This window comes from Flavonifractor sp. An306 (assembly GCF_002159455.1).
Lineage (GTDB): Bacteria > Bacillota > Clostridia > Oscillospirales > Oscillospiraceae > Flavonifractor.
The window spans coordinates 1-13,097 of record NZ_NFIQ01000047.1 but is presented as its reverse complement, the minus strand read 5'-3'; the positions used below and the strand labels follow the sequence as shown (position 1 = coordinate 13,097).

The 13,097-nt window shown below is 60.3% G+C and carries 15 protein-coding genes; all 15 read right to left on the bottom strand.

The features are described from left to right. Nucleotides 1-15: 15 nt before the first annotated feature. Nucleotides 16-678: a phosphate propanoyltransferase gene (locus tag B5F88_RS12360; RefSeq protein WP_087346524.1), complete on the bottom strand. Its 663-nt coding sequence runs from the start codon at nt 676-678 to the stop codon at nt 16-18. Between the two features lie 21 nt (nt 679-699). Then, entirely contained in the window at nt 700-975 is a 276-nt protein-coding gene (gene pduA / locus B5F88_RS12355) for a propanediol utilization microcompartment protein PduA (protein WP_087346522.1), read from the bottom strand. A 38-nt stretch (nt 976-1,013) separates the two neighbouring features. Beyond that, nucleotides 1,014-1,673 (bottom strand): BMC domain-containing protein, encoded by a 660-nt coding sequence (locus tag B5F88_RS21810; protein ID WP_087346519.1) that lies wholly within the window; start codon nt 1,671-1,673, stop codon nt 1,014-1,016. A gap of 4 nt (nt 1,674-1,677) precedes the next feature. Then, nucleotides 1,678-2,040 (bottom strand): glycerol dehydratase reactivase beta/small subunit family protein, encoded by a 363-nt coding sequence (locus B5F88_RS12345; RefSeq protein WP_087346516.1) that lies wholly within the window; start codon nt 2,038-2,040, stop codon nt 1,678-1,680. A 1-nt stretch (nt 2,041) separates the two neighbouring features. Beyond that, nucleotides 2,042-3,862, bottom strand: a complete 1,821-nt coding sequence (locus tag B5F88_RS12340; RefSeq protein WP_087346513.1) for a diol dehydratase reactivase subunit alpha — start codon at nt 3,860-3,862, stop codon at nt 2,042-2,044. Nucleotides 3,863-3,888: 26 nt separating this feature from the next. Beyond that, the gene (locus B5F88_RS12335; protein WP_087346510.1) at nt 3,889-4,401 is read right to left on the bottom strand and encodes a diol dehydratase small subunit; all 513 of its coding nucleotides are present in this window, start codon (nt 4,399-4,401) and stop codon (nt 3,889-3,891) included. A 15-nt stretch (nt 4,402-4,416) separates the two neighbouring features. Then, on the bottom strand, nt 4,417-5,079 hold the full coding sequence (locus B5F88_RS12330; RefSeq protein ID WP_087346507.1) for a propanediol/glycerol family dehydratase medium subunit: 663 nt from the start codon (nt 5,077-5,079) through the stop codon (nt 4,417-4,419). A 15-nt stretch (nt 5,080-5,094) separates the two neighbouring features. Next, entirely contained in the window at nt 5,095-6,756 is a 1,662-nt protein-coding gene (locus tag B5F88_RS12325) for a propanediol/glycerol family dehydratase large subunit (RefSeq protein WP_087346504.1), read from the bottom strand. Nucleotides 6,757-6,777: 21 nt separating this feature from the next. Then, a complete protein-coding gene (gene pduB / locus B5F88_RS12320; RefSeq protein WP_087346501.1) occupies nt 6,778-7,587 on the bottom strand; it encodes a propanediol utilization microcompartment protein PduB in 810 nt (269 codons plus the stop codon). Nucleotides 7,588-7,641: 54 nt separating this feature from the next. Further along, nucleotides 7,642-7,920 carry an ethanolamine utilization microcompartment protein EutM gene (gene eutM / locus B5F88_RS12315; protein ID WP_087346498.1) on the bottom strand — a complete coding sequence of 93 codons (279 nt, stop codon included), beginning with the start codon at nt 7,918-7,920 and terminating at the stop codon, nt 7,642-7,644. Nucleotides 7,921-8,188: 268 nt separating this feature from the next. After that, nucleotides 8,189-8,968, bottom strand: coding sequence for a PocR ligand-binding domain-containing protein (locus B5F88_RS12310; RefSeq protein ID WP_087346495.1), 780 nt, complete (start codon nt 8,966-8,968; stop codon nt 8,189-8,191). Nucleotides 8,969-9,011: 43 nt separating this feature from the next. Further along, nucleotides 9,012-10,154 (bottom strand): 1-propanol dehydrogenase PduQ, encoded by a 1,143-nt coding sequence (locus tag B5F88_RS12305; RefSeq protein ID WP_087346493.1) that lies wholly within the window; start codon nt 10,152-10,154, stop codon nt 9,012-9,014. A gap of 41 nt (nt 10,155-10,195) precedes the next feature. Continuing rightward, a complete protein-coding gene (locus B5F88_RS12300) occupies nt 10,196-11,272 on the bottom strand; it encodes a helix-turn-helix domain-containing protein (RefSeq protein WP_087346490.1) in 1,077 nt (358 codons plus the stop codon). Between the two features lie 42 nt (nt 11,273-11,314). Then, nucleotides 11,315-12,541 (bottom strand): PocR ligand-binding domain-containing protein, encoded by a 1,227-nt coding sequence (locus B5F88_RS12295; protein WP_087346487.1) that lies wholly within the window; start codon nt 12,539-12,541, stop codon nt 11,315-11,317. Between the two features lie 268 nt (nt 12,542-12,809). After that, nucleotides 12,810-13,097 (bottom strand): hypothetical protein (locus B5F88_RS20685; RefSeq protein ID WP_162612182.1); only part of this gene is annotated, 288 nt, incomplete at its 5' end.

The window sequence follows — 13,097 nt, the reverse complement described above, 5'->3', positions numbered from 1 at the left end:
CCATCCTCCGCTGTTTTATTCTTCTTCCACAAAGAAGGCCCTGTCGCCGTTCTTAACGCCCAGCGCGTTGGCCTCCTCTACGTCAATGTGCATTTCCAGCGCGTATTTCTCAGATACCCGGACCAGCACGTTGCACAGCAGCGCGCCACGCAGGCCTTCGATTCTGGTCTGTACGTACTGCCCGTCCCGATATCCCAGCCGCCGGGCAATCTCCGGTGTCATGTGGATATGGCGCAGCGCGGCGATCACGCCCCGCTCTTTCTTCACGCTTCCCTTGGGCCCGATGATCTCGATGCCGGGAGAATCCTCCAGCTGGCCGGACTCCCGCACGGGGGGCTTCACCCCCAGCACGAAGCCGTCGGCGATGGAGATCTCCACCTGAGTCTCCTTGCGCAGGGGACCCAGCACCCGCACCCGGCTCATCTCCCCCTTGGGACCCCGGATGGTCACGGTCTCCTCTGCGGCGTACTGACCAGGCTGGCCAAGCATTTTCTTGACCGTCAGCTCACTGCCGGGGCCAAACAGCGCGTCCATATCCGCCCGGTCCAGATGGATATGCCGGTTGGATACCCCAATGGGAGTGGATCGCTCCAGGCGCTGTTGCTCCTGGAGCGCTTCCACCACCAGACGGGTAATCTCGCGGACAAATTCTTCGGAATTAACGCATCTTTTGTCCATGCCCTACCCCTCTTGCCAGTGTTACTGCAGCTTGGGCAGAATCTTCTCCACGTCGGTGTGGGGACGGGGAATGACGTGCTGAGACACGATCTCGCCCACCTTCTCCGCGGCGCAGGCGCCGGCGTCCACAGCGGCCTTGACCGCGCCCACGTCGCCGCGGACCATCACAGTCACCAGGCCGGAGCCGATCTTCTCATAGCCGATCAGAGTAACATTGGCGGACTTGGTCATAGCATCGGCAGCCTCAATCGCGCCAACCAGACCTTTGGTCTCGATCATACCGAGCGCTTCACCCATAGTGATAACCTCCTATTGATTACGTGAACTTCGTCGTTTCAGGATCTTTTATTTTTGCCCCGCCGGCTCCCCCGGGATGTACGCGTACTCTGGGGGGCTTCCGGAGCGGGCTGCTCCGCCGGCTGCTCGGGGGCGGGCTCGTCGGGGGTCTCCGGCGGCTCCGCCTCAGCTTCCTCGGGGGCTTCCGGAGCGGGCTCCTCTGCCGGCTCCGGCTGTGGTTCCTCCTGGGGCTCCAGTTTGGGCTCCTCCGGCGGCTGTTCCGTCACCGGCTCTGGTTCCGGCTCCTCTGCCGGCTCCGACGGAACTTCCTCCTCCGCCTCCGGGGCGGGCGTGGGTTCCACCGGCGGCTCCGGTTCCGGTTCCGGCTCCGTGGGCGGCTCGGGAGCCTTGGGGGGCTCGGGCGGCCTGTCGCCCACCGTGTCGGCGGTGTGGATCATGGCCTCCAGATAGCTGGAAGGACGGGCGATCACACGGGTACTCACCACCCGGTTGACCTTGCCGGCGGCTACAGCAGCGGCGTCTACGGCGGCCTTCACCGCGCCCACGTCGCCCTGTACCTTGATCAGCGTCCATCCGCCTCCCTTGGTCAGTTCGTAGCCGATCAGCTCAACGTTGGCCGATTTCACCGCCGCGTCCGCCGCCACCACGCCGGCGGCCAGACCCTGGGTTTCAATGAGTCCCAAACTTTTCTGCTGCATCTCTTCACCTCCCGTCCAGCGCCTTCAGCGGCAGCTTCTTGACCAGCCGCGCCGCGTTGGCGCCCAGCGCGCGGGCCTGAGCCGCTCCGGCCTGGGCCGAAATGCGGAACAAAGGCTGCGCCATCTCCAGCTTGTTGTAGTGGAGGACGAGCTCCTGGCTGTCAGCGCCGATGCCCACCTCCAGATTGGAGCTTTTTGCCGCTTCCCAGGCCAGTTCCAGCGCATGTCCGCCTTCTTCCTGGGAGAGCTTCCAGGGGATCCCCTCTTCTTCCATACCCAGCTCCACCTCCCGCAGCAGCCTGCGGTCGGCCTGAGGAGCGTGGTAAAAGTGAATCAAGGGCTTTCTGATTTCCTGGACCATGGCCATATCAGGCTCCCCCTTCCGTCAGGGAGAGCACCAGTCCGGTGGCCACCGCGTTGCGGGGGCCCTCCGTGCCTCGGATGTTGCCCCGGCCGGCCACCACCTTGTACTGGGACAGCGCGTCCGTCACCATCTGGGGCACCTCAAAGTCCAGCGCGGAGCCGCCCACCAGCACAACGAACTGGATCTCCCGCACGTTGCCGGTGGGGCTCACCCGGGTGAGCGCCCGGATGGCATTGGTAACAAATACCTTCTGCTTGGCCTGCTGGCGGATGAGCTTGATGCGCTCCATGGACAGATCGCCCTCCAGAGGGATGAACTTTCCCTCCTTCAGGATGACCACCTTGGCGAAGAGGTTGGGATCCAGGGGCTTTTGGAAAAATTCCACGGTGCCGTTTTCGTGGCGGATGTGGAACAGGCTTTCCACTTTGGCCAGGGGATACTTTTTGATATCCTCGGCGGTATCAAAGTCGGGCAGTCCCATCTCGGACTGGATGAGCAGCGTGACCATGTTGCCCGCGCCGGCCAGATGGATGGAGTGGATCTCCCCCTCCGGGCTGATGATGGAGGCGTCGGTGGAACCGGCGCCCATGTCCAGGATAGCCAGGGGCTTATTGGTGCCCGGTGTGGTCAGGGCTCCGCGGATGGCCATGTCGGCCTCCACGCCGCCTACCCGGACCGGCACGCCGATCTGCTGGGAAAACTCCTTGGCGATGGCCTCCATCTGAAGGCGGTCGGCCTTTACCATGGCGGCAATGCCCACCGCGTTCTCCTGGGAGAACTCATTGGCCAGGCCACCCTGTACCTTCTGCGGGGTAAAGGTGTCCACTGCCAGCAGGTCCTGGATCTTGATGTCTCTGGGGTGCTGGTTGGTCAGATTGGCCATAACCTGGCGCACCTTCTCCAGCATGCCTCCGGCGTTGGTGCCGGGCTCGCCCCGCACATCCTCCAGGGAGGGGATAGACTCCACCGCCTTCATGATGCGCTCAGCGCCGACGTCCACGTCCACCTTGACGCTGCGGTTCTGTCCCATCAGCTCAATGGAGCCAGCGGGGATCTTCCGCTCCTTTACGTCGCCGGCGGGCGTCTTGATGACCACCGCGGAGCGGTTGCCGATCAGGGCCCGGGCAATGGGCACCACCTGTCGGGTCTCCTCGGAGGAGAGCCCGAACAGAGTGGCGATGCCATAGGGGTTGGAAAGGACCTCCACCACGCCGCCGGCCGAGGCCACCTCCACGGCGGAACGCATGCCCACAGGCACCTTGTCCACCAGGGCCACCTCGTCCACAATGGGGATCTTGTGGTCCAGCCGGTTGTGGATGAGCACGCCGTCGTCCCGCTGCACGATGGCCGCGGTGACCTGACGGCTGCCGTTGTTGCCCCGGTTGATGAGCCGGGCGGCCTCTTCAAAGTCCACCGACTTGGGAATGATGACGATATAGTCCTTCCCGCCGGGGGCGTTTTCCAGGTCGGTGATGAGGATGGTCTCTCCCACCCCGACGCCCATGCCGCCGGGGGTGGCCGGATTGTGGCCGATCATGGTGGATTCCGTGATGATCGTCTCGGTGATGGTCTCCATGGCCACATCACCGATGACGGGGGCGGCCTCATTGAGCCGCACCTCAGAGAGCTGCTCAATAGTATATCCGGCCTTTTCCAGCGCCGCGTTCAGGGAGTGAAAAATGCCGTTGATGTTCTGGCGGGTGCCCTTGATGCCCGTGGTGGGTACCGTGCCGCTGGCCAGGAACACGGCACGGCCGCCCTCCAGACGGGCCAGAGCCGTTTCCGTGGTCGCGTTTCCAATGTCGATGCCTGCGACAAGTTTCATAGGGCGCCTCCTGACTCTGGTGATGATTAGAACTTTTTCAGTCTGCCGCGCTTCTCATAGACCTCAGCGGCCTCACGCACCAGAGTAGCGGCGGTCTTGGCGCCGTACTTGCCATCCAGCTCGTTGGCGATGTCCAGCAGCTCCTGCTTGGTGGAGCGGTAGGGACGCAGAGCGTTGTAGATCTCCAGCAGGCGCTCGTCGGGCACGGCGATGAGCTCGGCGGCCCGGCGCAGGTTGCCGGCGAAGGCCTCACGGTGGACGGACTCGGCCACCTGAGCCTGCATCTCCAGGGTCTCGGGAGCGATACGCATATCGTCGGCGGTGAGCTCGCCGTTGATCATCTTCTCATAGCTCAGAGAAGTGAAGTCCTTGCCAGTGGGGGTCTTGATCTTGTCAGCCATGCTCTCGGCCAGAGGATAGTTGGCCGCGGTGAGCTTATCGCCGCAGCAGGCGGCGGGGGCGGAGGGAGCGGAGGTGCCGGTCTTCATGGCGGCCATGACCTGCTCCACGATCTGCTTCATCAAAAGTTCCTGATCCATAAACTTGCTGCCTCCTTACTGGAACGAGACCGAAACGGCCTGCGGCTTCTTGTTGTTGTCCACCAGCTCAGTCTCCTTGATGTGGAGCAGAGCGGACAGCGCCTGATAGGTAGGACGGGCCATCTGGTCGTTCTTGGTGGGGACGGGAGTGGGGGCCTCGCCCTTGGCGTACTTGGCGGCGTTCTTGCCGATCTTGCGGTAGGTCTCCAGGTCGATCAGGGGCGCCTGAGAGAACAGCTCCAGGTTGGACAGGGGGGGCAGGTCCTTCTGGTGGATAACGGTGGTGCCCTTGGACTGGATGCCGATGCCGATGCCGGAGCCGGAGTACTCGGCGGCGTCATGGGCGATAAAGGAGACGTCGGAGGTGCGGTACACCTTGATGATGCGCCACTTCATGCCCTCCTCCTCGATGCCGGCGATGATCTCACGCAGCACCTTGTCGTGAGGCAGGTCCACGATGGTCTTGGTCTGACGGGTGCCGAAGGCGGGGGCCAGGCCGATGACCACTTCGTCGGCGGCGGTGCCCTTGCTGGCCTCGCCGTTCTCGGTCAGGGTCAGCTTGCCGGCGGCGGGAACAGTGGAGGCGGCGGGAGCCGCGGCGGGCGCGCTCTGAGCGCCGCCCATCTCCTTGAGAACTTCTTCAATTACACTGCGCAGAGTGTTTTCATCAAACGTCATGTCGCTTCACCCCTCTTAGATGTCTTCAGGACGGATGGCTCTGGGAATGTTCTTCAGCTGGTTCCAGCGCTCCTCGCTGATCTGGTAGCCGGTCATGGGCCCGTGATACTCGTTGGGAACGTTGACCGCGGAGAGGACGTGGAAGTTCTCGTCAAAGATGGAGGCGGTGTGCAGGTAGTCGCCGGCCACCTTCTGGCGGAGCATGTTGTAGATGTTGTGGGCCACATCGGGGAAGCCGGCACGGTCCAGAGCCTTGACGAAGTCAACGCCGGTGACCTTGCGGGCCATCATGTCCTCGATAGCCTTCAGGTCCTCGTTGACGTTGCGCTGAGGCATGTCGTTGGAGCCGTTGGCGTAGGTAGCGGCCTCCACCTCGGCGTCGGTGATTTCGGGCAGGCCCAGCTCACGGAACATACCCTGCAGGGCGCGGGCGGCCTTGTTGCGGGCCTTGAGCACGTCCTCTTCCCGGACGGGCAGCAGGCCGCCGTCGATCTTCATGTCGCGCTGGATGATGACCCAGTCGTCATAGTCCTCAGCATCCCAGTTGGAGCCGGCGAACATGTTGTCGTAGTTGGGGGTGGCGGAGTAGCCGGAGCAGATGTAGTCGGTGCCGGAGAAGAGCTGAGGCACGGTACGGGCCACCCGGCGCAGGTCGGAGTGGGTGAAGGTCTGGTCGTTGGAGGTGGTGGACTCCAGGTCCAGCAGCATGGCGATCAGGTTCTCAGCGGCCACGGCGCGGATACCGCCGGGCACACCGGCCGGCACGCCGATGCAGGAAACGGAGCCGTTCTGGGTGCCCTGCACGCCGGCGCCCTTGGTGACGGCCAGGCAGCGGGCCTCCAGATACAGCATGGACTTGCCCTCGGCGTAGCCCATCTGCACCTCGGAGCCGGTGCCGGAGGTAAAGCGCATCTTCAGGCCGCGGGAAGCGTAGCAGCTGGCCAGGAACGCCTTGGAGTAGGGGGTGTCGTCGCCGTCCATGAAGACGGGCTCGGTGCCGTAGACGGAAATGGTCTCGGCGTAGGTGGTGAAGCCGCGCATACCAAGCATCAGCTCGGTGGCCTCTTCCAGGGCGCACTGGGTCATGATGCCGGGACGGCCCACCTGGGCGCCCACAAACAGGGCCATGGCGTTGAAGGGAGCGTAACGGGCCACGGCAACGGTGGTCTCCATCTCGGCGAAGCCACGGACAGCGGCCTCGGCGGCGTCAGCGGCGATCTGCACCGGGTTGTCGCGCACGTTGGTGACGTGGCACTGGTTGGCGGGCATCATACGGGCGCGCATCTTGGTCATGCCCATCATGATCTCCACGATGGTCAGCTTGCCCACCACCTCGGTCAGCTTGGCGGGGGTGAGGGACAGGGTGATGTCCAGCACTTCCTTCCGGGAGACGTTGATGTCCACGATCATCCGGGCGATCTCCAGAGAATCCATGGCCATGGCCTTCTCGGCGTTCTCCAGGCGGATGGCGTGGTCGGCGATAAAGGTATCCAGCATATCAAACTCGGCGCGGGTCTTGCCGTCCAGCTCGGTCACAACGCCATTCTCAATCTTAATGCTGGGCTTGGGATCGAAGGGGCTGTTCATGGCGATCAGACCCACCTCAGGCCACTCCTGCACATAGCCGTCCTGGTTGACCGGGCGGGCGTCCAGCACTTCAAAACGCTTAGACTTCATGTCTCTGACTCCTTCCCGTAATTAGATGATGTAGGGGGTGGTGGTGCTCTTGAGCTCCTCGTCGGGCGCCAGAGACTTGAGCAGCTGCAGGCCCACGTCGCGGGCGGCGATGATCGCCTGCTTCACCGCACCGGAGTCACCGGAGAAGAAGAAGTTGACCTCGTTGGAGAAGCTGGTGCCGCCGTTGCCGGGGGTGGCGATGGTGACGGCGTCCACGGTAGCGGCCTTGGAGGCGGCATCCGCCAGAACCACGCCGATGCCGGCGGGAGCGCCGACGGTGATGCCGAAGGCCTTGCCCAGAGGAGCGCCCCAGACCTTATTCAGCACGTAGGAAGCGCGGGCGCTGTACTGGAACTCCAGATGGCCGGCGCTGTTGCCGTACACGTCGCCCATGGTGCGGGGGATCTCCCGCAGGCAGACCTCAACGGCGCGGCGCACGTCGGACACGTCCTCGGCGCCAAAGATGATCAGGGAGCCGTGGCCGGCGCCGCCCTCGGTATCACGGGGGCACTCAACCAGCAGGCACTCGCTGTTGGTGGCCTTCACAGCCTCGTCAGCGGCGAAGATCTGGGGGCCGGCGCCCACGCGGTCGCTGATGATGCCGATGGCGCGGTACTTGGGATCGATCTTCAGCTGCTCATGAACCTGATGGTCCAGGTTGGCAATGACCAGGCCGATGGTGTGGCCCAGGGCGGTGCCCACAAATTCCGTCAGATTGCAGGCGGGAGCGGGCTGAGCGCAGCAGCTCTCCTCGGGAGCGCAGGCGGGCTCGGAAATGCCCATCTTCTTCATGACTTCGTCCATGACCTTGCTGACCAGTTCATCTTTCATGTGTTAACCCTCCGAACTTTTTATGATTTGAATTCTTGAGGTAATTCGTTGCGCTTACTGCATGTGGGGCAGAATCTTCTCCACATCGGTATGGGGTCTGGGGATGACGTGGACGGAAACCACTTCTCCCACCTTCTGGGCCGCGGCAGCGCCGGCATCGGTAGACGCCTTAACAGCGCCCACGTCGCCCCGCACCATCACGGTGACCAGTCCGGAACCGATCTTCTCATAGCCCACCAGGCTGACATTTGCGGATTTGACCATGGCATCGGCAGCCTCAATCGCGCCCACCAGGCCTTTGGTCTCCACCATTCCCAGAGCTTCCTGCTGCATATTACAACCTCCTTTTTTGGGCCAGCGGCGGTTTTCGTTATTCAAAGTTAAAACCGCACACTATCTGGGCCGATTATACCTGAATTTCGGGATTGTTTTCTTGGCACGTCCCGGTGCTTTTTTGTCCCCTTCTTTCCTGTGTCGTTCCCCTTAACCTACCCTTTTTCCGCCTATCCCGCCCTGCCGCCCTCTGATCCGCCGTTTAAAGGAGGACAAAAAAATACACTTGACACCTTTTCAGGGTGTCAAGTGTATTTTTTTGCTCTTGTCACAATTCTACCTTCGACATTTTTGTAATGGATACCCGGATTGACTCCACGGAATCATAAATATTCTGGTAAACTCCGGAAGCCTCGGCGGACAGCTGGCCGATCTCCTTGGCCAGAACCGCAAAGCCAACCCCCACGGCGCCCGCCCGCGCTGCCTCCACAGAGGCGTTGATGGAGAGGATATTCTCCATGGTGGCGCATTTTTGCAGGGAGCGGGTCATATTCTGGATTTCCTTGATGGTCTCGAACGCATTGGCCATTTCTTCATCAAAGATGGCCATTTTTTTGCTGTTCAGGCTTTTAAAGTATTCCAGATTGACCAGCTGATTGACTACCTCGCCCAGCATGCTGGCCGCGGCCCGTATCTGCTCCTCCGAGCGTACGGGCACCTTCCTCAGCGCGTAAATATACTCGTCCTCCGGGATTCCAAGCTCGCGGGCAATGCTGCGGAATTTTTCCTCTTCCGGCTCACAGGGCAGCACCTGCCCGCCGATGATGGCCCCCACACGCTCTCCGTCCACAATAATGTCGGAGGAAAAGTCCATAAGACCCGCGTGGCAGAAATAGGTGCCCTTGCACTCCGTGTCGCATTTTTGACATCTGCGGGCGCCTTCCGGATTGTTGCGGGTATATTTCATGCAAAAATCCGTAAAATTGCTGCCCCGCGTCAGATACTGCCCCTGACTGTCCACCGCGATGGCGGCCACTCCGGTGGCTTTGGAAAAGCTGTCCTGAATGTGCTGCAGCATATCCAGATTCATAAAGCTGCGGATATCCATACGCGTCCCTCCTCTAAAGCAAAGACCGATCTGCCTTCTGAATTTATTTGCCCATCAACCTCTGGAGGATGGCACTCACATTTTCGGCAGTGGCCGGCCGTGGATTGGTGGAGGTGGTGACGTCGGCCAGAGCGGCGGAAACCATCTCGTCCCACAGCTGCTTTACCTGCTCCAGGTCGCCGCCCCACTCCTTGAGGGTGGCGGGAATCTTGAGCACACGGTTCAGGTGCTCCACCTCCCGCAGCAGGTTGGACACACCCAACCGGACGCTGGGGGCAGGCAGATCCAGCGTCTTGGCCAGACGCTGGTACTTCTTGGCCGCCAGGGCGTATTCGCCGCCCCGTACCCCCGCCAGATTTGCGTTGAACTGGATGATGTGGGGCAGCAGCATGGCGTTGATCCGGCCGTGGGGAATGTGCAGCTTGCCGCCCACAGCGTGGGCCATGCCATGGGTCAGGCCCAGGCCGGCGGAGTTAAAGGCCAGGCCCGCCATGCAGGAGGCGTTGTGCATCTTCTCCCGGGCCAGCAGGTCGGTGCCGTCCTGGAAGGCAAGGGGAAGGAAGCGGAACACCAGAGAGACCGCCTTTTCACACAGGGCGTCGGAAAAATCGTTGGCCCCTTTGGATACATAGGCCTCAATGGCGTGGGTAAGCACGTCCATACCGGCGTCAGCGGTAACGCTGGCCGGGGCGGACACCGTCAGCTGGGGGTCCAGAATAGCCACCGGGGGCCGCAGGGCCTTGCTGTCCAGGGGGTACTTGATGCCCTTTGCCCGGTCGGTGATCACCGCGTACTCCGTCACCTCGGAGCCGGTGCCGCTGGTGGTGGGAACCGCGAAGCACTCCCAGCGGTCCGTATCGATGTGGAGGGTCTCCTTGGCCACCGCCCGGATGGCCTTGGCCGCGTCGATGGTAGAGCCGCCGCCCACGGCGATCATAGCCTCCGCCCCAGATTCCTGCAGGGCCTGCACACCGGCGGCCACCACCTCAATGGGAGGGTCGGGCACAACGCCGTCAAAGACGGACACCTGGCAGCGGGTCAGATAGCCGGCCACCTTGTCCGGCACGCCCATATTGGCCATAAACCGGTCGGTGACGATCATCACCCGTTTGTCCTCCACTTTGCGCAGCCGCTCCAGGGCGCCCTCGCCAAAAAAGATTCTGGTGCTGAAACTGAACTCTTTCATCGCTTTTCACTCCTCGTCAGCACGAGCTCCACCGGGGCAGATCAGCGAACACTGCTCTGCACACCGGCCCTCTTACCACTCTCCCGGAATTCTGTGGGCGTGACCCCCACCTTCCGTTTAAAGGCCTTGCTGAAGTAATTGGTCTCTCCATAGGAGAGCTCATAGGATATGTTGATAACCGGCAGGTCGGTGTCCAGCAGCATCTGCTTTGCCAGCTCCACCTTGCCGTCGGTGATATAGGCAATATAATTCTGCCCGGTCATCTTCTTGAAAAATTTGCTGAAGTAGCAGGAGCTCATGTTGGCGTACTCCGCCGCGTCGTCCAGGCTGAGCCCCTTGCGCAGATTGCGGTCGATGTAATTCAGAATCTTCTGACCGCTCTCCACCTCATAAAAGTTGCTGCCCTCCAGGCTTTCAAAGAGGATGTCCAGCATTTTTTCCAGTGTGAGGTAGCTCTCATACTTCCGCCCCTGCCGGTCAAAGCGGATACGGAAATGCTCTAGGCAGTTGGACAGCTTCCACTGGGTGGGTTGTCCAAAGGGTGCGCTGAGTTCCACCATACCCGCGGCAAAGTCCACGACCTCGCTGCGGATTGTCTCTATATTATCTTCATCCCGGTAGAGCACGTCAAGGTATTCTCTTGTGGTCTGGATGCATTTTTTATATTGGAAGCTGCGCAGATAACCGGCCAGGCTGTTGGCATAGTGCTCCTTCCGCTTTTCCTCCGGCTGTTCCTCCGCGGGCCGCTGGGCGCTCTTGCCCAGCAGCGATTTGACCGCGGCAATGATCCATGTGGGACGGCACGGCTTGAGCAGATAATCTCTGATCCCCAGCCTCCAGATATTCTGGGACACGTGCTCCTGCTCTCCGGAGGAGAGCACCAGAATCGGCGTCTCCGGCACCAGCTTCTGCACGGAGGATATCATATTGCACCTGGCAAGGTTGAATTTGGGGATATCCGCAATAAAAAGGTCGGTTTTCTCCCGCTTAAGGATATCCAACGCCTGCTCCGTCCCGGCGGCGCTGAGGATCTTCACCTCGTCCAGGCCGCTGAGCAGAATCTTCTCCGTGACGTGGCGTTCCAAATCATTGTCGCTCAATACCAATATCTGTTTCATCCAGCTTTCCTCCCACGGCATGTTGCTGGTAGCCGCACCGTCTTAGAACAGTCCTCTTTTCTCCAGCGGCAGCCGGATGCGAATGACAATCCCGCGCTGCCTGTCGTCCCGGGAACCAACGCTCACTCCATACTCCGTTCCAAACACATGCTGCAGGCTGTTGTTGATGGCGTAGAGCGACTTGCTCCCGTCCTTCGGGGTACTCAGCATGTGCACCCATTCGTCAAGAGACTTGATCCCGCCGGAGCAGCAGATCTGCAGCAAAAAATAGTCTCCCTCTTCCTCTCCATAGATCTCCAGATGGAAGGAGGCGTCGCTCTTTTCTCCAAATCCGTCCAAAACGGTTTCCGCTATGGGCTGCATCAGCATGAACGGACAGGGAATGGTCATATACCCTGTGGGCACGGAGATGTGGAAGTCCAGCTTGTCCCCCACCCACACCTTCTGGATCCGCAGCAGCGATTCGATGTAGTTCAGTTCCTCTCCCAGCGTGGATATTTTTTTGGTTGTGCCCAGGGTATAACGGGTAACGTCGGCAAAATCGTACGCCACCTGCTCCGTCCGCTCCGCCTTTTCCTCATAGGCCAGCCGGGTAATAATGTTCATCACATAAAAGAAGTAGCGCAGCTCCGCGCTGCGGCCCATGGCGTCGTTTTCCTGCTCCCGCAGCACCAGCTCCAGCTCGGAGCGGGCGGCGCGCTCCTCGGACAGCTGCTTGTCCTTCTCCTCCAGCGTGGCCAGCATTTTTTTGCCGGTCTCGTTTTCCGTCATGGTAACGATGATGTCCCGCAGGATGTGGACAGCCGCCTCTACCTTTTCATAGGAGACCGTGTCCATTTTGTCGTACAGCCGGCTGATCTGCTCATGCTTGCGCCAGTTGCTCTGCTGAGGGAGGATGTACTCCAGCTGCTCCGCCTCTTCCTCACATACCTTTACCTGGCCGCCCAGCACAGCCCCCATATAGGTGCCGTTGATGATCAGCGGTACCGCGAAATCCACCAGATTGGCATGACAGCGGTAAATATACGGTTGACCGGTAATGGCCGAGTGCAGCCCTCCGTGGGCGTCACACTGCGCGCACAGCTCGGAGAACCCCTGGACCTCCCGCACCTTCATGCAGTGTTCGGTAAAGCCGCTGTAGCGGGTTATGGGATTCCCCTTATAATCCACCGTCACGGCCCCAATCCCCATGGCCTTGGAGCAATTATCCTGAATGGACTGGAGTAAATTCATATCGATCATGTCAGAAATCTTTTTTATCTCACTCATTACACGACTCCCCACCGCACGCTATTTTGCAAGTCGGGCATTTCTCCAGGCTCCAAAGCGCAAAGGAACGCTCAAAAAAACACCTTGCATCCTAGCGGATAGTTTTATTTCTTATTATAACAAAACTTCCGCAGATAGCAAGGCAGTTTACGCTTGTACCATATCACTGTACCCACCCCTTTTCAAGGTGCTTTTTTGCCCTGTTACTTCCATTTTTGACTTACAGATTTTTCAAAATCCGCAAGCACCCTCCCCCATCTGCATCCCATTATCTCCAATATATGCTTTCGCAAAAAAGCAACGCCCCCGCCGGCGGGGGACGCTGCTCTCTGCTCATTTTTCTTTCAATAGCAAAAACAAAGAGGGTCAGCCCTTCGGCTGACCCTCTTTTGTCTTTTGTTGCCGAAAAAGATACAGCTCGGAAATCCTTGCGGCTCAATGGATTCAGGGTTTTGCGCAACTTGTATTTTTGTTTTTCTGCGCTTTTTTCAAGCCATTTCCGAACCCCCATATTGACATACTGACAAAGCCATGTGCAAACAGGATACGAAAAAAG

Excerpts from the sequence above, each read along its gene's own strand:
- B5F88_RS12360 (WP_087346524.1), bottom strand. The coding sequence starts at position 678 with ATGGACAAAAGATGCGTTAATTCCGAAGAATTTGTCCGCGAGATTACC.
- pduA (WP_087346522.1), bottom strand. The coding sequence starts at position 975 with ATGGGTGAAGCGCTCGGTATGATCGAGACCAAAGGTCTGGTTGGCGCG.
- B5F88_RS21810 (WP_087346519.1), bottom strand. The coding sequence starts at position 1,673 with ATGCAGCAGAAAAGTTTGGGACTCATTGAAACCCAGGGTCTGGCCGCC.
- B5F88_RS12345 (WP_087346516.1), bottom strand. The coding sequence starts at position 2,040 with ATGGCCATGGTCCAGGAAATCAGAAAGCCCTTGATTCACTTTTACCAC.
- B5F88_RS12340 (WP_087346513.1), bottom strand. The coding sequence starts at position 3,862 with ATGAAACTTGTCGCAGGCATCGACATTGGAAACGCGACCACGGAAACG.
- B5F88_RS12335 (WP_087346510.1), bottom strand. The coding sequence starts at position 4,401 with ATGGATCAGGAACTTTTGATGAAGCAGATCGTGGAGCAGGTCATGGCC.
- B5F88_RS12330 (WP_087346507.1), bottom strand. The coding sequence starts at position 5,079 with ATGACGTTTGATGAAAACACTCTGCGCAGTGTAATTGAAGAAGTTCTC.
- B5F88_RS12325 (WP_087346504.1), bottom strand. The coding sequence starts at position 6,756 with ATGAAGTCTAAGCGTTTTGAAGTGCTGGACGCCCGCCCGGTCAACCAG.
- pduB (WP_087346501.1), bottom strand. The coding sequence starts at position 7,587 with ATGAAAGATGAACTGGTCAGCAAGGTCATGGACGAAGTCATGAAGAAG.
- eutM (WP_087346498.1), bottom strand. The coding sequence starts at position 7,920 with ATGCAGCAGGAAGCTCTGGGAATGGTGGAGACCAAAGGCCTGGTGGGC.
- B5F88_RS12310 (WP_087346495.1), bottom strand. The coding sequence starts at position 8,968 with ATGGATATCCGCAGCTTTATGAATCTGGATATGCTGCAGCACATTCAG.
- B5F88_RS12305 (WP_087346493.1), bottom strand. The coding sequence starts at position 10,154 with ATGAAAGAGTTCAGTTTCAGCACCAGAATCTTTTTTGGCGAGGGCGCC.
- B5F88_RS12300 (WP_087346490.1), bottom strand. The coding sequence starts at position 11,272 with ATGAAACAGATATTGGTATTGAGCGACAATGATTTGGAACGCCACGTC.
- B5F88_RS12295 (WP_087346487.1), bottom strand. The coding sequence starts at position 12,541 with ATGAGTGAGATAAAAAAGATTTCTGACATGATCGATATGAATTTACTC.